Source organism: Streptomyces sp. NPDC059649 (assembly GCF_042734445.1).
Lineage (GTDB): Bacteria > Actinomycetota > Actinomycetes > Streptomycetales > Streptomycetaceae > Streptomyces.
This window is the reverse complement of record NZ_JBHWDV010000015.1, coordinates 30,737-51,063: the sequence shown is the minus strand read 5'-3', so window position 1 is coordinate 51,063 and position 20,327 is coordinate 30,737. Positions and strand designations below refer to the sequence as shown.

The following is a 20,327-nucleotide window of genomic DNA, read 5'->3' as shown; positions in this document are numbered from 1 at the left end:
ACCGCTCGGCGTTCACCGCTCACCGCTCGGCGTTCACCGCTCGGCGTTCAGCGCGAGTGCTCGCCGACCCGGGCCTCCGCCGCGCCGGCCGGCTCGCTCACCCGCGGCCGCGGCAGCCGGTCGTACGGCGCCGGCACGGCCCTCAACGGGGCAGGTGCGGCGGGCGACTTGGTCCGTACGACGTGCCGGCGGACGACCCGGGACACCCCGGGCATCGGCGCCGTCATCGCGACCAGCAGCCCGAGCCCGAGTCCGGCGATGGCGATGACCGCGACCCCGATCCCGGTCCGCGTCTGCGAAAGCAGCAGCATCGCGAGGGTGGAGAGAAAGACGGTGGCCGAACCGTAGGCGAGCTGGGTGGCGGTCGGACGAGGCATGGCGGAATCCGTCCTCGGAGGGTCGGCAGGGAGAGTTGGTCAAGGGCGCGCCATCACACGAGCCTACGGTCCTTACTGCCCGAGCGGAACGGCAAGTAAGCGTGACCTAACCCACCGAGCGGGGGCACAGGGGGCGCACATGCCAAGCGCGTGAACGTATGTACGGAGGCGTCCTGGCTGTTGACAAAGGGGGCGCATGCCCGGCAGGCATATACGCCCGGCCCCTGCGCGAGCTATCCGGACCTGATCCTTCCGGCTCGACCCCCAACTCGCCCGGCGGCAGGGTGAGTTCGCCGTCCCGTTCGCCGTCCGATACCCGTAGTTGGCGGACCGGTTAACGTACTTCCCTGATGTGACCAAGTCAAGACCTGTCTTTTCCCCCGCACTTCCGGTCGAATGCCCCTCGAACAGTGACCGTGTTCGAAGGGGAGGACCGCTCGAAGTGAGAGAGCAGAGAAGACCGTTCAGACCGGCCGTCCTGGCCACGGCGATCGCCGTGATCGGGGCGGCCGCTTTGTCTTCGGGGGTGGCGGCGGCCGACGCGCAGGGCCCGTCGCCCGTGGCCCGGCACCAGGACCCGGCGCCCGAGCGCAGCGTGGACCACGACCTCAAGGGTCCCTACACCGACCGGCAGGAGGCCGCCCGCAAGGAGGCGATCCAGCAGGTCATCTCCGGCGAGGCCGAGGCCACCGACCGGGGCGGCTCGAAGGTCGTCAAGCTCGGCCGCAGCAAGTACGTCGAGCTGGCCCGGCAGAAGACCGACAAGATCTTCACCATCCTCGTGGACTTCGGCGACAAGGTCGACAACACCACGATGTTCGACCCGGACGGCGACGGCCCCAAGCCCCCGGTCAAGAAGTACGGCGGCGACGCCGGCCCCGCGCACAACCAGATAGCCCAGCCGGACCGTGCCAAGGACAACAGCACGGCCTGGCAGAAGGACTACAACCAGCAGCACTACCAGGACCTGTACTTCTCGCACGACAAGAAGAAGCAGTCGCTCGCCAAGTACTACGAGAAGCAGTCCTCGGGCCGCTACTCCGTCGACGGCGAGGTCTCCGACTGGGTCAAGGTCGACTGGAACGAGGCCCGTTACGGCTCCAACTACTGCGGCCAGACCAACTGCGCCAACGCCTGGGACCTGATCCGCGACGGCGTCAACCAGTGGGCCAAGGACCAGAAGGCCAAGGGCCGCACCGACGCCCAGATCAAGGCCGACCTCGCCAAGTACGACCAGTGGGACCGCTACGACCACGACGGCGACGGCAACTTCAACGAGCCCGACGGCTACCTCGACCACTTCCAGATCGTGCACGCCGGTGAGGACGAGTCCGCGGGCGGCGGCGTCCAGAAGACCAACGCGATCTGGGCGCACCGCTGGTACGCGTACGGCAGCGACGCCGGCAGGACCGGCCCCGCGGACAACAAGGCGGGCGGCACGCAGGTCGGCGACACCGGTTTCTGGGTCGGCGACTACACCATGCAGCCGGAGAACGGCGGCCTCGGCGTCTTCGCCCACGAATACGGCCACGACCTGGGCCTGCCGGACGAGTACGACACCACCGGCACCGGCGAGTCCTCCGTCGACTTCTGGTCGCTGATGTCGGCCGGCTCCTGGCTCGGCACCGGCAAGGACGCCATCGGTGACCTGCCCGGCGACATGAGCGCCTGGGACAAGCTGCAGCTGGGCTGGCTCAACTACGCCAAGGCGAAGGCCGCGACGAAGTCCACCCACAAGCTGGGCGTCGCCGAGTACAACACCAAGGACAAGCAGGCGGTGGTCGTCGAACTGCCCGCCAAGGCCGTCAAGACCGACATCGTCCCGCCCGCGGAAGGCTCCAAGCAGTGGTGGAGCGGCATGGGCGACGACCTGAAGAACACCCTCACCCGTTCCGTGGACCTCACCGGCAAGGCGAAGGCAGCGCTGAACCTCAAGGGCTGGTGGGACATCGAGAAGGACTACGACTTCCTCTACGCCGAGGTCTCCACGGACGGCGGCGCCAACTGGACCGCCCTGGACGGCACCGCGGCCGGCAAGGCCATCCCGCGTGACGGCAGCGACAAGCCCGCCCTGACCGGCACCGTCACCGCCTACCAGGACCTCGTCTACCCGCTGGACGCCTACGCCGGCAAGAAGATCGACCTGCGCTTCCGCTACCAGACCGACGGCGGCGCCGCCCAGAAGGGCTTCGCGGCCGACAGCATCAGCGTGGTCGCCGACGGCACGCCGCTGTTCAGCGACAACGCCGAGGGCGACGACAACGGCTGGACCAGCAAGGGCTTCTCGCGCATCGGCGGGTCCTTCACCAAGGACTACCCGCAGTACTACATCGCCGAGAACCGCCAGTACGTGTCGTACGACAAGACCCTCAAGGTCGGCCCGTACAACTTCGGCTGGCGCACGGCCAAGCCGACCTGGGTGGAGCACTTCCCGTTCCAGAACGGCGTGCTGATCTGGCTGTGGGACACCTCGCAGGCGGACAACAACGTCGGCCAGCACCCGGGCCACGGGCAGATCCTCCCGGTCGACGCGCACCCGACGGCCGAGCACTGGGCCGACGGCACGCTGATGCGCAACCGCTTCCAGTCCTACGACTCGCCCTTCACCCGGTTCCGGACCGACGCGCTGACCCTCCACAAGGACGGCGCGGAGGTCAAGATCGGCTCGAAGAAGGGCGTCACGCTCTTCGACGACCGGCACGGCGTCTGGTACGACAAGTCGAACCCGACCGGCGGTGTGATCGTTCCTGACACCAACACCCGGATCAAGATCACCAAGGAGGCCCGGGACGGCTCCACGGTGACGATCAAGGTCGCCCCTGCAGGTAAGTAAAAGATAAAAACAGCAGGTCAACACGCGATCGGTCGTTGCCCCCTAGCGGGCGGCGGCCGATTCGCGTTTAGATGCGACCTACAGTTCCTTGTTGACGCCAAGTCTCACGGGGGAGATATGCACATGTCCGGCGGCGGTTTCACCAGGCTTCCCGGCGGAAGCGTGGTGGTCGCCCTGTCCCTGCCCAGACCGGCCCACGGCCCGCGCTCCGGCCCGTACGAGTGCGGCTGCCGGGTCCGGGTCCTGGTGCACGCCGTGAACCGCCAGCGCGCCCTGACCAGGCTGCGCAACCTCGGCCTGCGCGCGGTCTACCTCCGCGGCAACACCAAGCCGCCCACCCCGGACGAGGTCACGGCCGTCCTGCACCACCCCGACGGCCTCGTCTGGCGCGAGACCCCCGACGACGACACCGAGTCCTGGCACCCCATACGCGCCCTCTGGCGCCCCCGCCCCCTCCACCCGACCCGCCCGCCCCACCCCGCATCCCCCGAGCCCGAACCCCTCACCCCCCTCACCGCAGCAGAGGACGAACGCCCGGCTTCGGCGGCCTGAGGGGGCCGGTAGACAAAGCGGCCGGGCCGGCCGGCCCGGCGTGGCGGTCGGCTGGACTGGGGGTCGGCTGGTGTGGCGGTCGGCTGGCGTGGCGGTCGGTCACCGTGGTGGCCGGCCGCCGTGGTGGTTCGCCTTCGTGGTGGTCGGCTGGTGTGGTGGGTTCCGTAGTGGATTCCGTGGTGGATTCCGTGGTGGGTTGGCCGCCCGGAAAAACGACCGGGCCGCCGTGGTGGCCGGCTGCCGTGGCGGTTCAGCCGCCCAGAACGACCGGCTTGCCCGTCAGCTCCGCACCGGCCGCCCGCAGCTCCTCCAGCGCCCGCTCGGTCGTACGGGCGGCCACCCCCGCGGTCAGGTCCAGCAGCACATGCGTCCGCAGCCCGGCCCCGACCGCGTCCAGGGCGGTACGCCGTACGCAGTGATCGGTGGCGATGCCGACCACGTCGACCTCGGTGACGTCGTGCGCGCGCAGCCAGTCGCCGAGCCCGGTGCCGTTCTCGTCGGCGCCCTCGAAGCCGCTGTACGCGGCGGAGTACGCGCCCTTGTCGAAGACCGCGTCGATCGCCCCGGAGGCGATGGCCGGGGCGAAGTTCGGGTGGAAACCGCTGCCCTCCGTGCCGGCCACGCAGTGCGGCGGCCAGGAGTGCTCGTAGTCCGGGTGGTCGGAGAAGTGGTCGCCCGGATCGACGTGATGGTCCCGGGTGGCCACGACGTGGCGGTAACAGCTGCCGGCGGTCTCGGCGATCAGATCGGTGATGGCCGCCGCGACATCCGCACCTCCCGCCACCGCGAGGCTGCCGCCCTCGCAGAAGTCGTTCTGCACGTCAACGACGATCAATGCCCGGTGCATGGTGCGTGCCTTCCGGCTGGAATCGGTAAGAGGGCGCGAAGCGCGGAGCGGTGGTGTGACCGAGGGTAGCCACTGCCGGGCATTTCCGGGAGTGCCCCACCCTCCCACTCCCCGCCAGCTACACACTGTGATATCTTACGGGGAACAAATCACGCTCCGTAATCGTTGCCGGAAAAGAAGGAGGCCCGCCCGGCCCAAGCAACAGCAGGCACCCAGCGCCCGACACGCCCGACATGCGCGTCATATACGTCTACATACGTCTACGTCATATACGCCCCGTCGGCCGCAACGGGACCCGGGCCAGGCCCGCGCACCAGGGCCCAGGTCAGGCCCGCGCACCAAGGCCCAGGTCGGGCCCGCGCAACAGGACCCCAGACCAGCTCAAGTCGACGTGGCAGGTCCCGCGAACTCCCCCCCCACGAGCCCCCCGCGAGCTAGTCACACGACCAGGTCAGGTCACACGAACTCCGTCGGCAGCACCGGCTCGCCGCGTGACAGCTGGGTGGCCGACAGGGGCAGTCGGGCGCGGGCGGTGATGTGGCGGTCGCGGGCGGCGTCCAGCGGTTCACGGGCCACGACCTCGCCCCCGGTCACCAGCGGTACCTGCAGCTGGTGGTCGGCCAGTTCCGCCGGGACCGGCCCGGTGCCGAGGACCTCGGCTTCCGCGACGCCGTGCTCGTCGAGCCGGCGGGCGGCCCATTTGCGGCCGCCGACCGACGTCTTGGCGCCCATCGACTTCTTCGCGACCGGCCGCAGCGGGGCGCCCGGGGCGTTGCTGTCGGCGCGGGCGACCAGCTTGTAGACCATGGAGCAGGTCGGGTGTCCGCTGCCGGTCACCAGCTGGGTGCCGACGCCGTACGCGTCCACCGGGGCGGCGGCCAGCGACGCGATGGCGTACTCGTCCAGGTCGCTGGTCACCACGATCTTGGTCTTCTCGGCGCCCAGCTCGTCCAACTGCTGGCGCACCCGGTGGGCGATGAGCAGCAGGTCGCCGGAGTCGATCCGGACGGCGCCCAGGTTCGGGCCGGCCACGTCGACGGCGGTGCGCACCGCCTCGGCGACGTCGAAGGTGTCCACGAGCAGGGTGGTGCCGCTGCCGAGGGTCTCCACCTGAGCGGTGAATGCGTCGCGCTCGGTGTCGTGGAGGAGGGTGAAGGCGTGCGCGCTGGTGCCGACGGTGGGGATGTTGTAGCGGAAGCCGGCGGCCAGGTCGGAGGTGACGTGGAAGCCGCCGACGTAGGCGGCGCGGGCCGCGGCGACGGCGGAGAGTTCGTGGGTGCGGCGGGCGCCCATCTCCATCAGGGGGCGGTCGCCGGCGGCCACGGCCATCCGGGAGGCGGCCGCGGCCACCGCGGAGTCGTGGTTGAGGATCGAGAGGATGACCGTCTCCAGGAGGACGGCCTCGGCGAAGGTGCCCTCGACGCGCATGATCGGCGAGCCGGGGAAGTAGACCTCGCCCTCGGGGTAGCCCCAGATGTCGCCGCGGAAGCGGTAGTCGGCGAGCCAGGCCAGGGTCGGCTCGTCGAGGATGCCGCGCTGGCGCAGGAAGTCGAGCATCGTGTCGTCGAAGCGGAAGTTCTCCACCGCGTCGAGTACCCGGCCGGTGCCGGCCACCACGCCGTAGCGGCGGCCCTCGGGCAGCCGGCGGGTGAAGACCTCGAAGACGGCGCGCCGGTCCGCGGTGCCGGCCCGCAACGCGGCCTGCAGCATGGTGAGTTCGTACTGGTCGGTGAAGAGCGCAGTCGACGGCACGGCCACCGGCAGCCCCAGGTCTGCTGTGTTCATGGGGGAGATGCTACCCCCGATACTCGTCACTTTGACGATAGCGGTCGAGGGGCCAGCTCCGGCCCCCGTGCCCGACCCGGCCGGCCCCCGTGCCCGACCCGACCGGCCCCCGTGCCCGACCCGACCGGACCCCGTGCACGATCCGGCCGGACTCAGTGCCCGACCCGACCGGGCCCCGCCACCCGCCCGAGCGCCACCTCATCGCCCCCCCCCGCCCCCCCGCCCCGGCGCCCTGGCGACCTCGGCGCACCTCCGCACGAGCCGCCACCGCACCCTCCCCCTACGAGCCCCGCCACCCGCCCGCGCCCCACCTCACCCCACCCCCCCCGTACGAGCCCAGCCGCCAGCCGCGCCCCACCTCACCGGACCCGTCCCGCCCCAGCCCTCACGGTGATCTCGCCCCGGCCTCACCCCACCCCCCGACGCGGCCCAGGTGAGGGGCATTTGTGCATGGCAGGCCGGTGGGTGGCAGCATGGGGCGTGTGAGCGCCCACCCGTCACCCACGATCACGCTCCGGCCGTATCACTGCACGCTCAGTGTGCCGGTCGAGATCGAGCGTCCCGAGTCGAGCGAGGCCCCGTTCGAGGTGCCCGAGCCGGACGTCCCGTGGGTCACGATCGTCCACAACGACCCCGTCAACCTCATGAGCTACGTCTCCTATGTCTTCCAGACGTACTTCGGTTACTCCAAGGACAAGGCGCACCAGTTGATGCTCGACGTCCACCACAAGGGCCGCGCGGTGGTCTCCAGCGGCAGCCGCGAGGAAATGGAACGGGACGTACAGGCCATGCACGGCTACGGCCTGTGGGCGACCCTTCAGCAGGACCGCCGATGACCGGACACTTCGAGCCGCTGCCCGACGGCGGCGCGGCGGTACCGCTCGACGAGGTCGAGATCTCCATCCTGCGCAGCCTCGCCGTCCAGCTGATGGAGCTGATCGGCCCGGGCGATCAGGCCGCCGGTGACGAGGGCGAGGACCTGCTGGCGTCGGTGTTCAACGACGGTCCCAGCGAGCCGCCCGCCGACCCGGTCCTGGCCCGGTTCTTCCCCGATGCCTACGGCGGCCCGGACCTGGTCCCGGACGACGACGTGCGCGCCGCCGCCGCGGAGTTCCGCCGCTATACGGAGAACGATCTGCGCGCCCGTAAGCGGGCGGATGCGCTCGCGCTCATCCGGGCGCTGGACACCCTCTCGCCGTCCGGCGGGGATCCGGCGGTGCTGCGGCTGACCGCCGAGGAGTGCCGGCAGTGGCTGGGTGCCCTCAACGACCTCCGGCTGGCCATCGGCACGCGTCTGGAGGTCACCGACGAGGAGGACGGCGGCGAGCTGCTGCGGCTGCCGGACAGTGATCCGCGCAAGCCGATGGTGATGGCGTATCTGTGGCTGGGCGGGCTGCAGGAGACGCTCGTCGAGTCGCTGACGGCCTGAAATCTACTTGCCGGGGTCAAGGGTCGCGGTTGGGTCGCGGTTGCTGAGGGCGGTCGATCGTCTCCCCGGCGGTGCGTAGGGGCGGATTCAGCCGTGCGTCGGAGTGCCGGGGGCGCGGAAAAGGCCCCCCGAAGGGGAGGAGTCGGGCATTCCGCCCGAGGTGTCCGGGTCTGCCGGGGGCGAGGTGTTCGCTCAGCGGAGGCTCAAATCCGGATAACGATCGCGTCACACCCAGCCGTGTAGTGCGCCGGCATTCGTACCTCTTGTCCCCATTTGCCCGTGGTGTGGCGTATCTCATCCCTGGTCGATCAACCTAACGCCGTGATAAATGTTCACGACCTGCCGCGCGTGACGCCACCCTTGTCGCCGCGGGAGCGCTGTGCCGGCCGACCGTCGGCGTGCAGGACTCCATCCGGGGGGATCGGGACCCGATCCGGACAGACCGGGTCGGTATGGAGAAAGGCGCACGACTCATGACCTCTGTGCAGGTCGACAAGCAGCACGACGGCAACGAGGCAGCTGGAAAGGCTCCCGAAGAGGGCTACCAGCGAGGTCTGGGCAACCGGCAGATCCAGATGATCGCCATTGGTGGCGCCATCGGTACGGGCCTGTTCCTGGGAGCGGGCAAGGCTATTTCGATGGCCGGGCCGAGCATCATCCTCGCCTACGCCATCGTCGGGCTGGTCATCTTCTTCATCATGCGGGCCCTGGGCGAACTGCTCATGTACCGGCCCGTTTCCGGGTCTTTCTCGGAATACGGCCGTGAATTCCTCGGCCCGTTCATCGGCTTTGTGACCGGCTGGACGTACTGGCTTTTCTGGGTCGTCACCGGCATTACCGAGGTCACCGCCGCGGCCACCTATGTCCAGTACTGGAACAAGGGCATACCGCAATGGGTGTCGGCGCTGGTCTTCACCGTCGCGCTGTTCGGGATCAACCTGATCTCGGTGAAGCTCTTCGGTGAGCTCGAATTCTGGTTCTCGATGGTCAAGGTCACCGCGATCATCGGCATGATCCTGATCGGCATCGGCGTGATCACCCTCGGCTTCTCCGACGCCGGTGACACCGCCTCGTTCACGCTTCTCTGGTCCCACGGCGGGTTCTTCCCCAAGGGCATCGGCGGCACGCTGATGACGCTCCAGATCGTGATGTTCGCCTTCCTGGCCGTCGAACTCGTCGGCGTCACCGCCGGTGAGGCGACCAACCCGAAGAAGGTCCTGCCCCAGGCCATCAACACCGTGCCGTGGCGGATCGGCCTCTTCTACATCGGTGCGCTGATCATCATCCTGTCCGTGGTGAGCTGGACGGTCTTCAAGCCGGGCGTGAGCCCGTTCGTCGCCGCCTTCCAGCAGATCGGCCTGCCCGCCGGCGCCGGCATCGTCAACTTCGTCGTGCTGACCGCCGCGCTCTCCTCGGCCAACTCCGGCATGTACTCCACCGGCCGGATGCTGCGCGACCTGGCGCTGAACGGCCAGGGCCCGAAGTTCTTCACCCGCCTGAGCAAGAACGGCCTGCCCACCTGGGGCACCGGCGTCTCCGTCGCGATGATGCTGGCCGGCGTGTGGATCAACTACCAGTGGCCCGGCGAGGCGTTCAACTACGTCGTCTCCTTCGCCACGATCTCCGGTATGTGGGCCTGGATCGTCATCCTGCTCTCCCAGCTGCGCTACCGGGCCAAGGCGAACCGCGGTGAGCTCCCGCAGTCGGAGTTCAAGGCCCCCGGCAGCCCGTACACCTCGGTGTTCGCGCTGGCCTTCATCGCCATGGTGATCGTGATGATGGGCGTCGACCCGGACGCGCGGATCTCGCTCTACGCGGCTCCCGTCTGGGCGCTCATCATGGGCGTCGGCTACCTGTGCATCCAGCGCAAGAACGCCGCCAACGAAGCCAACGCCGCCGACGCAGCCAACACCCCGGCGAACCAGGGCTGACCGACCGGCTGTCCAGCATGCGGGCCGGTGCGTACCACTCTTCGGTACGCGCCGGCCCGCCTGTTTATTCTTGGCGCCATGCTGACCCTCACCAAGGCCCTCTACGACCGGATCGTCGAGCACGCCCGCCAGGACCACCCCGACGAGGCCTGTGGCGTGGTCGCGGGCCCGGCCGGTAGCGGCCGCCCCGAGCGGTTCATCCCGATGCTGAACGCCGCCCGCTCGCCCACGTTCTACGAATTCGACTCCTCGGACCTGCTCAAGCTCTACCGCGAGATGGACGACCGGGACGAGGAGCCGGTGATCGTCTACCACTCGCACACCGCCACCGAGGCCTACCCCTCGCGCACCGACATCTCGTACGCCAACGAGCCCGGCGCCCACTACGTGCTGGTCTCCACCGCCGACACCGACGACGCCGGACCCTTCCAGTTCCGCTCGTTCCGGATCGTCGACGGCACGGTCACCGAGGAGGACGTCGAGGTCGTGGCGGAGTACTCCTGACCGGCCCCGGAAGCGCGCCCGGCGGCCGGATGGCCGGCGCGGGAAGATCGCGTCCCAACTGGCGTACACCAACCGTCCGCATGATGGGACGTGGTTCCAATACCCGGACCGGGAATCGATACGATGCCCGCATGGTTGACCACGACGTGAGCGAGAAGAGGCCGGGCATGCTGCTGCTCGCTCCGCTCGCCACGCGTCGCTCCGCATCGGCCCTGCTGGGCGCGTTCGGCTGCGGAGCCGCACGGCTGCACGTCGATCTGTGCCGCCTGTCCAGCGCCATCTGTCCGCGCTGCGCCGCCGGCTGACCCGGCCCGCCCGGGCGCGCGGCGCGCGCCACCGGAACCCCGCACCTCCCGCGTCACCCGCCGCCCACCCGGCCGACCCGCCGCCGTGCGACGGGACGCACCGCACCCGCCACCGCACCCACTCCCACAGGAGCTCTCCCATGGCCATCGAGGTCCGAATCCCCACCATCCTGCGCACCTACACCGACGGCCAGAAGGCCGTCGAGGGCAACGGCGAGACCCTCGCCGACCTCTTCGCCGACCTTGAGAAGCGGCACGCGGGCATCCGCGAGCGCCTCGTCGAGGGCGAGCAGCTGCGCCGCTTCGTGAACGTCTATCTCAACGACGAGGACGTGCGCTTCCTCGAAGGCATCTCCACCAAGCTGGCCGACGGCGACAGCGTGACGATCCTGCCGGCCGTCGCCGGCGGAATGGTCTGAGCGTGCGGTACGACTCCCCGCTGGCGGCGGTCGGGAACACCCCTCTCGTCCGCCTCCCGCGCCTCTCGCCCTCCGAGGACGTCCGTATCTGGGCGAAGCTGGAGGACCGCAACCCCACGGGCTCGGTCAAGGACCGCCCGGCGCTGCACATGATCGAGCAGGCCGAGAAGGACGGCCGGCTCACCCCCGGCTGCACGATCCTGGAGCCCACCAGCGGCAACACCGGCATCTCGCTCGCCATGGCGGCCAAGCTCAAGGGCTACCGCATGGTGTGCGTCATGCCGGAGAACACCTCTTCCGAACGGCGCGAGCTGCTCGCCATGTGGGGCGCCGAGATCATCTCCTCGCCCGCGGCCGGCGGCTCCAACACCGCCGTACGGGTCGCCAAGGAGCTCGCCGCCGAGCACCCGGACTGGGTGATGCTCTACCAGTACGGCAACCCCGACAACGCCGGTGCGCACTACGCCACCACCGGCCCCGAGATCCTCGCCGACCTGCCCTCGGTCACCCACTTCGTGGCCGGCCTGGGCACCACCGGCACCCTGATGGGCGTCGGCCGCTACCTGCGCGAGCAGGTCCCCGGCGTCCAGATCGTGGCCGCCGAACCGCGCTACGACGACGTGGTCTACGGCCTGCGCAACCTCGACGAGGGCTTCATCCCCGAGCTGTACGACGAGTCGGTGCTCACCACCCGCTTCTCGGTCGGCTCCGAGGACGCGGTCCGCCGCACCCGTGAACTCCTCGCCGAGGAAGGGATCTTCGCCGGCATCTCGACCGGCGCGGCACTGCACGCCGCGATCGGCGTCGGCCGCAAGGCGGTCAAGGCCGGGCAGAGCGCCGACATCGTCTTCGTCGTCGCCGACGGCGGCTGGAAGTACCTCTCGACCGGCGTCTACACCGCCGAGTCCACCGAGGCGGCGATCGCCACGCTGCACGGGCAGCTCTGGGCCTAGCGGGACCCCGCTGCCGGCCGACTCCGGCGGGGGCCGGGGCGGCCCGGCAGCGGGCGTCGCAGGCCGGGCGGGGGCCGCTTGCGGCGGGCGTCGTACGGCCGTGCGGGCCGTCAGCCCGGACTGGTGATTCCAACCACAGCTCGCCCCGCCGGAGGAGCCACCGGACCTTTTGCGCCTTACGCTCGTGGGCACCGCACAGAACGCCAGAGACCCGGCAGCACCCGGCAAGGCCCCGCCGGGAGTACCCGTACGGACCGCCGGCCGCCGCCCCCGCCCACGGAGGTTCACCCCCGTATGAAGCTCACTGTCGTCGGTTGCTCGGGGTCGTTCCCTTCCACGGAATCGGCCTGCTCGAGCTACCTCCTGGAGGCCGACGGCTTCAGGCTGCTCCTCGACATGGGTAACGGCGCCCTGGGCGAGCTGCAGCGCCACTCCGGCCTGTACGACCTGGACGCAGTGCTCCTGTCGCACCTGCACGCCGATCACTGCATCGACCTGTGCGGCTACTTCGTGGTGCGCTACTACCGCCCGGACGGCGGCCGGTGCGACCCGATGCCGGTCTACGGGCCGGCCGGCACCGAGCAGCGGATCACGGTCGCACACGCCGACGTGCCGCACGACGGCGCGATGAGCGAGGTCTTCGACTTCCGCACGCTGACACCGGGCACGTTCACCGTCGGGCCGTTCACCATCCGCACCGAGCGGGTCAGCCACCCGGTGGAGGCGTTCGGCTTCCGCATCGAGCACGGCGGCCGGACGCTGACGTACTCCGGCGACACCGGGCCGTGCGAGGCGCTGGACTCCCTGGCGGCGGGCAGCGACCTCTTCCTGTGCGAGGCGTCGTTCACCTACGGCAAGGAAGACATCCCGGAACTGCACCTCAACGGCCGGGAGGCCGGCGAGCACGCCCGGCGCGCGGGCGTCGGCCGGCTGGTGCTCACCCACATCCCGCCGTGGACCGACCCCGAGATCAACATCCGCGACGCGCAGAAGGTCTACGACGGGCCGGTCGAGGTCGCCCGGGCGGGCGCGGTCTACGAGATCTGAGCGGGCGGACGCCAGCGGACGCCCCGAAACGACAACGGCCCCGGAACCACAGCTGGTTCCGGGGCCGTTGTCGTGCCGAGGCGCGGCGCCCGTGGACGCGGGCGGCCTACGCCTTCGTCAGGTCCTCGACCTCCTCCTCGGGCTCCCGGCCCGGGGTGGTCAGGTTGAACTTGCTGATCGCGAACCGGAACAGCACGTAGTAGACGACTCCGAAGACCAGACCGATCGGAATGATCATCCACGGCTTGGTGGCGAGGTTCCAGTTCAGCGCGTAGTCGATGAAGCCCGCCGAGAAGGTGAAGCCGTCGTGCACGCCCAGCGCCCAGGTCAGCGCCATCGAGACGGCGGTCAGCACGGCGTGGATGGCGTACAGCACCGGGGCGATGAACATGAACGAGAACTCGATCGGCTCGGTGATGCCGCAGACGAACGAGGTCAGCGCCAGCGAGATCATCATGCCCAGCACGGCCTTGCGGCGCTCGGGACGGGCGGCGTGCGCGATGGCCAGCGCCGCGGCCGGCAGGCCGAACATCATGATCGGGAAGAAGCCGGACATGAACTGGCCGGCGGACGGGTCACCGGCGAAGAAGCGGCCGATGTCGCCGTGCGCGACCTTGCCCGCGGCGTCGGTGAAGTCACCGAGCTGGAACCACGAGACGGTGTTGACGAACTGGTGCATGCCGATCGGCAGCAGCGCCCGGTTGATCAGGCCGAAGAGGCCGGAGCCGGCCGCGCCGAGCCCGGTCATCCACTCGCCGAAGCTGGAGATGGCGCTGCCCACCGGCTCCCAGATGAGGAGGAACAGCACGCCGACGGCGGTGCCGACGAACGCCATGATGATCGGGACGAGCCGGCGGCCGTTGAAGAAGCCCAGCCATTCCACCAGCTTCTTGCGGTGGTAGCGCTGCCAGAGGGTCGCGGCGAGCAGGCCCATGACGATGCCGCCGAGGACGCCGGGGTTGTTGAGGACCGGCTCGACCCACTTGCCCTTCTCGATGTGGCCCTCGGTGACCGGGAACGCCTTGAGGACGTTGCTGTAGACCAGGAAGCCGACCAGGGCGGCGAGCGCCGTGGAGCCGTCGGCCTTCTTCGCGAAGCCGATGGCCACGCCTATGCAGAACAGCAGCGGCAGGTTGTCGAAGACCGCGCCACCGGCCGCGGCGAAGACCTTGCTGACGTCGATCCAGCCCAGGCCCTTCTCACCGAAGACGTCCGGCTGGCCGAGGCGGTTGAGGATGCCCGCGGCGGGCAGGACGGCGATCGGCAGCTGGAGGCTGCGGCCGATCTTCTGCAGGCCCTGGAACAGGCCGGAGCCCCGCTTCTTCGCGGGGGCCGCCTTCGCGGCGGTGGCCGAACTCATCGGATTCCTCCTGGTGAAGCGGGCATACGAGGGGGGACGGCCCGCTGGTTGGTCTACACCTTGGTCTACACCACCGGTGGTTTAGACCATTCTTAGCATGTAGCCCGGGCATAAAGGAATCCATTCTTCCAAGTGGTGTGGACCACAGGGGGGGCGGCCCCTGGAGACGCCCTGCTCAACGACCCGCCGGGGCCTTCCGAGGCCCTTCCGGACACCTTCCGCAGGCTCTCCGCGGCCTTCCCGACGCCCTCCGCCCCCGCACCCCGCCCCTACTTCACGTTCTCCCGCTCCATCGCGTCCCCCACCTCGTCCGGCTCCCGCCCCGGCGTCCGGAGGTCGAACCTCGTGATCACGAAACGGAAGATGAGGTAGTAGACGGCGGCGAAGCACAGGCCGATCGGAATGATCAACCAGGGTTTCGTCGCCAGCCCCCAGTTGATGACGTAGTCGATCAGGCCGGCCGAGAAGCTGAAGCCGTCGTGCACCCCCAGCGCCCAGGTCACCGCCATCGAGGCACCGGTCAGCAGCGCATGGGCCGCGTACAGCAGCGGCGCGATGAAAAGGAACGAGTACTCGATCGGCTCGGTGATGCCGGTCACGAACGAGGTCAGCGCCACGGACAGCATCAGCCCGCCGACCTCCTTACGGCGGTGCGGCTTGGCGCAGTGCGTGATCGCCAGGGCGGCCGCCGGGAGCGCGAACATCATGATCGGGAAGAAGCCCGAGGTGAACTGACCGGCGTGCGGATCGCCCGCCAGGAACATATTGATGTCGCCGTGCACCACCGTGCCGTCCGGCTTGGTGTAACTGCCGAACTGGAACCAGATGGGCACATTGAGGAACTGGTGCAGCCCGATCACCAGCAGCGCTCTGTTCGCGACGCCGAAGACGCCCGCTCCCCAGGCGCCGAGGCCGCTGAGCCATCGGCTGAAGCCCTCCAGGGCGTCTCCGATGGGCGGCCAGACCCACAGGCACAGCGCGGCGAAGGCGATCGCCACGAAGGCCATGATGATCGGGACCAGCCGGCGGCCGTTGAAGAAGCCGAGCCAGTCGACGAGTCTGGTGCGGTGGTACCGGGCCCAGAAGAAGGCGGCGAGCAGCCCGATGACGATGCCGCCGAACACGCCGGGATTCTGGTACGTGAACGCCGTGGCCGTCGCGTCCGGCGCCACACAGCCGACCCCCGGCACGGGCTTCGCGCCGCCGGCGCAGTCCTTGGGGAACTGCCGCAGCACGCCGTAGTAGACGAGGAAGCCGGCGAGGGCGGCAAGCGCGGTCGAGCCGTCGGACTTCTTGGCCATGCCGATGGCCACGCCCACGCAGAAGAGCAGGGGGAGCCCGAGGGCGCCGTCGAGGAGGGCGCTGCCCGCACCCATCATGACCTTGGAGACCGCGTCCCAGCCCAGCCCCTGCGCTCCGAACACGTCCGGCTGCCCGAGCCGGTTGAGGATCCCCGCCGCGGGCAGGACCGCGATCGGCAGCTGCAGACTCCGCCCCATCTTCTGCAGCCCCTGGAAGAGGTCCGACCCCCACTTCCTCCTCGGCTCCGCCGCGCTTGCGTCCGCACTCATCCGCGCCGTCCTCCCGGCAGCCGCCCCGTCGACGGCCGGCCCGCTGCGTACCGCATACTGGTGGTGTAGACCACTTGACGGCGTTCGCCTACGCGCGCCCGCCGCCTCGTGATCACCGTCCCGGTGATCGCCCACCCGGTGATCGCCATCCTTCGTCAGACAGCGGACAAACGCCCACATAGTTGGGCTGAACGTGCGTTACGGTGTGAAACCGCACGGCGGAACCGCCGGCGGCCGAGACAAGCAGGAGTGGACATGGCCAGCAAGGCTGAGAAGATCGTCGCCGGCCTCGGCGGACTCGACAACATCGAAGAGGTCGAAGGCTGCATCACCCGCCTCCGCACCGAGGTCTCCGACGCCTCCCTCGTCGACGAGGCCGCCCTCAAGGCCGCCGGCGCCCACGGCGTCGTCAAGATGGGCAACGCGATCCAGGTCGTCATCGGCACCGACGCCGACCCCATCGCCGCCGAAATCGAAGACATGATGTGAGGACCTGAGCCCGCCGGGCCGGCCCCCCGACCGCGCCCCGCTCACCTCCCCAAGGCCCCGCCCCCGGACGTCCCACCGCCCGGAACGGGGCCTTCACCATTCCCCGATAGGGTCTACGCCATGTCTCGCATCGACGGCCGCACCCCCGAACAGCTCCGCCCCGTCACCATCGAACGCGGCTGGAGCAAGCACGCCGAAGGCTCCGTCCTCATCGCCTTCGGCGACACCAAAGTCTTCTGTACCGCCTCCGTCACCGAAGGCGTACCCCGCTGGCGCAAGGGCACCGGCGAGGGCTGGGTCACCGCCGAATACTCGATGCTGCCCCGCTCCACCAACACCCGCGGCGACCGCGAATCCGTCCGCGGCAAGATCGGCGGCCGCACCCACGAAATCAGCCGCCTCATCGGCCGCTCGCTGCGCGCCGTCATCGACTACAAGGCCCTCGGCGAGAACACCATCGTCCTCGACTGCGACGTCCTCCAGGCCGACGGCGGAACGCGCACGGCGGCGATCACCGGCGCGTACGTGGCACTCGCCGACGCCGTGGCCTGGGCCCAGCACAAGAAGCTCGTCAAGCACGGCCGCAAGCCGCTCACCGGCACCGTCTCCGCGGTCAGCGTCGGCATCGTCGACGGCACCCCGCTCCTCGACCTCTGCTACGAGGAAGACGTCCGCGCCGAGACCGACATGAACGTCGTCTGCACCGGCGACGGCCGCTTCGTCGAGGTCCAGGGCACCGCCGAGGCCGCCCCCTTCGCCCGCGACGAACTCAACGCCCTCCTCGACCTGGCCGTCAGCGGCTGCACCGACCTCGACACCATCCAGCGGACGGCGCTGGCGGGCACGCGCTGACGCGCTGACGCTCTGACGCGAGGGGTACCGCGAGCGGGGGCCCGGCAGGGAAGGGGCGGGACCCCCGCCCGTTGCGAGGGCGGGACCTCCGCCGCCCGGGGCGACCGGTGGCCGGAACGCGCCGCCGTTCCGCCGCCCGGCGGCCGGATCACGCCGCCGCCGGGCCGCCGGGCAACCAAACACCCCCCACCCCGCGTTTCCTTCTTTGCCTGTACATGACCCGGGGTGCCTGCCCCGGCTCATGCCCCGTCGAGGAAGGAAACGCGCCCCATGGCCCCCCGCACCACCTCCCGCCGTCGTCCCACCCCCCTCGCCCTCGCCGCGTTAGCCGCCGCCACCCTCACCGTCCCGCTCCTCTCCTCCTGCGGAGCCGTCCAGAAGGCCGTGGACTGCGCCAAGACCGCGACCTCCGTCGTCAACGCCGTCGACAAACTCCAGCAGGCCGCGGACAACGCCCTCACCGACCCGAAGAAGACCCAGCAGGCCCTCGACAACATCGACAGCAACCTGCGCAAGCTCAGCAGCGAGGCCAACGACCCCGAACTCTCCAAGGCCATCGACAAGACCAACACCGGCATCAAGAACGCCCGCAAGGACATCGAGAACAACAAGGCCCCCGACATCCAGCCGATCGTCGACGGCACGAGCCAGGTGACCAAGATCTGCACCCCGGGCTGACCGGAGCCCCGACGCGGAGGCGGGCCGGGGACCGACCGGGCCGGGACGACCGGGCGGGGGACGAGACGGCGTCCCACCCCGGAACACCCCGCACCAACCTGGGGAGCACGCCCAGGACAGCCCGGAACGACCCGGGGAGCACGCCCGGAACGACGCCGGAACCGCGCCCGGGATAATCACCCCCATGCAGCCAGAAACCGGCGGACGCCCCGCAACCCCCCGCCGCCTGATCCTCGCCACCCGCAACGCCGGCAAGATCCGCGAGCTCCACGCCATCCTCGACGCGGCCGGCCTCGACGTCGAACTCGTCGGCGCCGACGCCTATCCCGACGTCCCGGACGTCAAGGAAACCGGCGTCACGTTCGCCGAGAACGCCCTCCTCAAGGCACACGCCCTGGCCCGGGCCACCGGCCATCCGGCCGTCGCCGACGACTCCGGCCTCTGCGTCGACGTCCTCGGCGGCGCCCCGGGCATCTTCTCCGCCCGCTGGGCCGGCAAGCACGGCGACGACCGGGCCAACCTCGACCTCCTGCTCGCCCAACTCGCCGACATCGCCGACGAACACCGCGCCGCCCACTTCGCCTGCGCCGCGGCCCTCGCCCTCCCGGACGGCACCGAACGGGTCGTCGAGGGCAAGCTCGAAGGCACCCTCCGCCACGCCCCCGCCGGCACCGGCGGCTTCGGCTACGACCCCATCCTCCAGCCCCTCGGCGAGGACCGGACCTGCGCCGAACTCACCCCCGACGAGAAGAACGCCATCAGCCACCGGGGGAAGGCGTTCCGGGCGCTGGTTCCGGTAGTGCGGGAGTTGTTGGGCTGAGGCAGTCCGCACGCACAGAAACGGCCTGCGAATCGTAGCCTTCGATTCGCAGGCCGTTCATGTGCGGCGGAAGGGATTCGAACCCTCAAGCCCGATCAGGGGCCACAGATCCTAAGTCTGCTGCGTCGCCGTTGCGCCACCGCCGCTAGCTGCCTGCCATCGTACCGGGAGTCGTCTGCCGCCTTCTGCCTCCCCTGCACCACGTGCTCGTGACCGCGTGGCAGTTGGGGCACAGCAACCGCAGGTTCTCCCGCCGGTTGTCGTGCCAGTCCCCGTTGATGTGGTCGACCTCCAACGACATGGGCCTGCCCAGCCACTCGGGTGCGACGCCGCACCTGGCGCACCGGTCCGGCACGCCGACTTCGTGAAGCGCGCGACGCAGGCGCTTGGTTGCGGTCCGGTGCCGGCCGCTGTGCCGTACCAGCACGTCTTCCGGCTGTTTGGCGTTCGCCGCGCGCTTCCCCCGCTGGTGCGCCTGGCCCAGGAAGTGCGAGGTGCTGAGGCCTTCCTCGGCGATCCACGTGTGCAGTTGGGCACGTTGTCCGCCGCTGTTCGGCCGGTCCAGGCGACGTAACACCTCTGCGATGGAGGACGACGCAGCGACCGCGGTCTGCAACTCACCGCGCGTAGGCCGGGCTCGCCTGCCGCAGGGACGAAAGTGCGAGACGTCGATGCCGAAGTGAGCGAAACGCCGCGCGAGGTACCTACGGAGGTTGCCGTAAGGCCGGGTACCGAGGAAGGCGATGACCTCGTCGATGTCGGAGCACTGTTCGGCCGCCTTCGCGAGCCGCTCGCGGGTGTACTGCACGCCATTGCTCATGCGGCGACGCCCTTGATGCGCCCCTTTCCGCGGCCCCGGTAACTGTCCGTCGTGGAATGGCAGTTGGGGCAGAGGAACCGCAGGTTTCCGATTCGGTTGTCGCGCCAGTTACCGTCGATGTGATCGACCTCCAGTGGCAGCGGATTCCCCAGCCAGATCGGTTCAATGCCACACCATGCGCAGCGCTCTTCGACGCCCAGCTCGCGCATCGCCCTTGTGAGGCGGGCATTCGGCACGCGTGTGGCGCGCCCTGATGTGTGCTCGACGAGGATCTCTTCGGCAGATCGGCGTCGTCGGTTGTCCTTCATGCGCTCCGTGCGGACCACCGGCGTGAAATGCGAGACGTCGATCCCGTACGCCTTGATCCGGCGACTGATGTGCGTGTGGTGGCCACCGACGAGTTCAAGCCCGAGATGGCGCAGCACCTCGCACACGTTCGTCGACGCCGACACCGCTTCCTGAAGCCTCTCCCTGGTCCATTTGACCCCCTCCCGCTCGAAGTGCGACGTGTCCACCCCCAGCTTCTTCATCCGCTCCCGGAGGTAGTTCCGCTTCGGCCCTTTCGGATCCACCCCCAACTTCCCCAACGCCTCCGACAGCGTCCGCGACGACGATGCCGCGGCCTCCAGTCGCTCCCTGGTGTACGGACTTACCGGCATGACGCCATCCCCTCCCGCACCGGAACCGCCCCGGTGCTCGCTCGAACAGAACAACGATCGAACGCCGGGGCGGTTACGCAGGGTCAGGAAGAGGGT

Annotated in this window: 21 protein-coding genes and 1 tRNA gene; 14 read left to right on the top strand and 8 right to left on the bottom strand. The window is 69.7% G+C overall.

Features of this window, described 5'->3' with window-relative positions; translation table 11 throughout:
* Positions 1 to 47: 47 nt before the first annotated feature.
* Positions 48 to 377 (bottom strand): hypothetical protein, encoded by a 330-nt coding sequence (locus ACFV1J_RS18455; protein WP_385859309.1) that lies wholly within the window; start codon positions 375 to 377, stop codon positions 48 to 50.
* Between the two features lie 442 nt (positions 378 to 819).
* Between ACFV1J_RS18455 and ACFV1J_RS18450 the strand changes: the two genes are divergently transcribed.
* On the top strand, positions 820 to 3,210 hold the full coding sequence (locus ACFV1J_RS18450) for an immune inhibitor A domain-containing protein (protein WP_385859307.1): 2,391 nt from the start codon (positions 820 to 822) through the stop codon (positions 3,208 to 3,210).
* Positions 3,211 to 3,333: 123 nt separating this feature from the next.
* Positions 3,334 to 3,762 (top strand): hypothetical protein, encoded by a 429-nt coding sequence (locus tag ACFV1J_RS18445; protein ID WP_385859305.1) that lies wholly within the window; start codon positions 3,334 to 3,336, stop codon positions 3,760 to 3,762.
* A 250-nt stretch (positions 3,763 to 4,012) separates the two neighbouring features.
* Here the strand turns inward: ACFV1J_RS18445 and ACFV1J_RS18440 are convergent, their stop codons facing one another.
* Both ACFV1J_RS18440 and ACFV1J_RS18435 read right to left on the bottom strand, forming a co-directional pair.
* Positions 4,013 to 4,609: an isochorismatase family protein gene (locus ACFV1J_RS18440; RefSeq protein ID WP_385859304.1), complete on the bottom strand. Its 597-nt coding sequence runs from the start codon at positions 4,607 to 4,609 to the stop codon at positions 4,013 to 4,015.
* 456 nt (positions 4,610 to 5,065) lie between these two features.
* Positions 5,066 to 6,394 carry a nicotinate phosphoribosyltransferase gene (locus tag ACFV1J_RS18435; RefSeq protein WP_385859302.1) on the bottom strand — a complete coding sequence of 443 codons (1,329 nt, stop codon included), beginning with the start codon at positions 6,392 to 6,394 and terminating at the stop codon, positions 5,066 to 5,068.
* 482 nt (positions 6,395 to 6,876) lie between these two features.
* On the opposite strand from ACFV1J_RS18435, the gene clpS reads away from it, so the two are divergent.
* From clpS to ACFV1J_RS18395, 8 genes are all read left to right on the top strand, one after another.
* Complete coding sequence (gene clpS / locus ACFV1J_RS18430; protein ID WP_385859300.1) at positions 6,877 to 7,230, top strand: ATP-dependent Clp protease adapter ClpS; 354 nt, start codon at positions 6,877 to 6,879, stop codon at positions 7,228 to 7,230.
* Entirely contained in the window at positions 7,227 to 7,823 is a 597-nt protein-coding gene (locus ACFV1J_RS18425) for a DUF2017 domain-containing protein (RefSeq protein WP_385859298.1), read from the top strand. Before clpS ends, ACFV1J_RS18425 begins: the two co-directional genes overlap by 4 nt.
* 473 nt (positions 7,824 to 8,296) lie before the next feature.
* Positions 8,297 to 9,754 carry an amino acid permease gene (locus tag ACFV1J_RS18420; RefSeq protein ID WP_385859296.1) on the top strand — a complete coding sequence of 486 codons (1,458 nt, stop codon included), beginning with the start codon at positions 8,297 to 8,299 and terminating at the stop codon, positions 9,752 to 9,754.
* Positions 9,755 to 9,832: 78 nt separating this feature from the next.
* Complete coding sequence (locus tag ACFV1J_RS18415; RefSeq protein ID WP_385859294.1) at positions 9,833 to 10,258, top strand: Mov34/MPN/PAD-1 family protein; 426 nt, start codon at positions 9,833 to 9,835, stop codon at positions 10,256 to 10,258.
* A gap of 131 nt (positions 10,259 to 10,389) precedes the next feature.
* Positions 10,390 to 10,563, top strand: a complete 174-nt coding sequence (locus ACFV1J_RS18410; RefSeq protein ID WP_199816418.1) for a putative leader peptide — start codon at positions 10,390 to 10,392, stop codon at positions 10,561 to 10,563.
* 140 nt (positions 10,564 to 10,703) lie between these two features.
* Positions 10,704 to 10,982 (top strand): MoaD/ThiS family protein, encoded by a 279-nt coding sequence (locus tag ACFV1J_RS18405; RefSeq protein ID WP_385859291.1) that lies wholly within the window; start codon positions 10,704 to 10,706, stop codon positions 10,980 to 10,982.
* 2 nt (positions 10,983 to 10,984) lie between these two features.
* Positions 10,985 to 11,935: a cysteine synthase gene (locus ACFV1J_RS18400; RefSeq protein WP_362142299.1), complete on the top strand. Its 951-nt coding sequence runs from the start codon at positions 10,985 to 10,987 to the stop codon at positions 11,933 to 11,935.
* Positions 11,936 to 12,229: 294 nt separating this feature from the next.
* Positions 12,230 to 12,982, top strand: a complete 753-nt coding sequence (locus ACFV1J_RS18395; RefSeq protein WP_385859288.1) for an MBL fold metallo-hydrolase — start codon at positions 12,230 to 12,232, stop codon at positions 12,980 to 12,982.
* 106 nt (positions 12,983 to 13,088) lie between these two features.
* Here the strand turns inward: ACFV1J_RS18395 and ACFV1J_RS18390 are convergent, their stop codons facing one another.
* A complete protein-coding gene (locus ACFV1J_RS18390; protein ID WP_385859286.1) occupies positions 13,089 to 14,342 on the bottom strand; it encodes a PTS transporter subunit EIIC in 1,254 nt (417 codons plus the stop codon).
* Positions 14,343 to 14,611: 269 nt separating this feature from the next.
* Complete coding sequence (locus ACFV1J_RS18385) at positions 14,612 to 15,913, bottom strand: PTS transporter subunit EIIC (RefSeq protein ID WP_385859285.1); 1,302 nt, start codon at positions 15,911 to 15,913, stop codon at positions 14,612 to 14,614.
* A gap of 249 nt (positions 15,914 to 16,162) precedes the next feature.
* Between ACFV1J_RS18385 and ACFV1J_RS18380 the strand changes: the two genes are divergently transcribed.
* The 4 genes from ACFV1J_RS18380 (at position 16,163) to rdgB (ending at position 18,752) form a co-directional block, all read left to right on the top strand.
* On the top strand, positions 16,163 to 16,402 hold the full coding sequence (locus tag ACFV1J_RS18380; RefSeq protein WP_385859283.1) for a glucose PTS transporter subunit EIIB: 240 nt from the start codon (positions 16,163 to 16,165) through the stop codon (positions 16,400 to 16,402).
* Positions 16,403 to 16,522: 120 nt separating this feature from the next.
* Complete coding sequence (gene rph / locus ACFV1J_RS18375) at positions 16,523 to 17,254, top strand: ribonuclease PH (RefSeq protein WP_385859281.1); 732 nt, start codon at positions 16,523 to 16,525, stop codon at positions 17,252 to 17,254.
* Between the two features lie 270 nt (positions 17,255 to 17,524).
* The gene (locus tag ACFV1J_RS18370) at positions 17,525 to 17,932 is read left to right on the top strand and encodes a hypothetical protein (protein ID WP_385859279.1); all 408 of its coding nucleotides are present in this window, start codon (positions 17,525 to 17,527) and stop codon (positions 17,930 to 17,932) included.
* A 184-nt stretch (positions 17,933 to 18,116) separates the two neighbouring features.
* Positions 18,117 to 18,752 carry an RdgB/HAM1 family non-canonical purine NTP pyrophosphatase gene (gene rdgB / locus ACFV1J_RS18365; RefSeq protein WP_385859277.1) on the top strand — a complete coding sequence of 212 codons (636 nt, stop codon included), beginning with the start codon at positions 18,117 to 18,119 and terminating at the stop codon, positions 18,750 to 18,752.
* A gap of 62 nt (positions 18,753 to 18,814) precedes the next feature.
* Here rdgB and ACFV1J_RS18360 read toward each other — a convergent pair.
* The 3 genes from ACFV1J_RS18360 to ACFV1J_RS18350 form a co-directional block, all read right to left on the bottom strand.
* Positions 18,815 to 18,898, bottom strand: a tRNA-Leu gene (locus ACFV1J_RS18360).
* Positions 18,898 to 19,572: an HNH endonuclease gene (locus ACFV1J_RS18355; protein WP_385859275.1), complete on the bottom strand. Its 675-nt coding sequence runs from the start codon at positions 19,570 to 19,572 to the stop codon at positions 18,898 to 18,900. Before ACFV1J_RS18355 ends, ACFV1J_RS18360 begins: the two co-directional genes overlap by 1 nt.
* Positions 19,569 to 20,231, bottom strand: a complete 663-nt coding sequence (locus ACFV1J_RS18350) for an HNH endonuclease signature motif containing protein (RefSeq protein ID WP_385859273.1) — start codon at positions 20,229 to 20,231, stop codon at positions 19,569 to 19,571. The genes ACFV1J_RS18355 and ACFV1J_RS18350 overlap by 4 nt, the downstream gene beginning before the upstream one ends.
* Between the last annotated feature and the right edge of the window lie 96 nt (positions 20,232 to 20,327).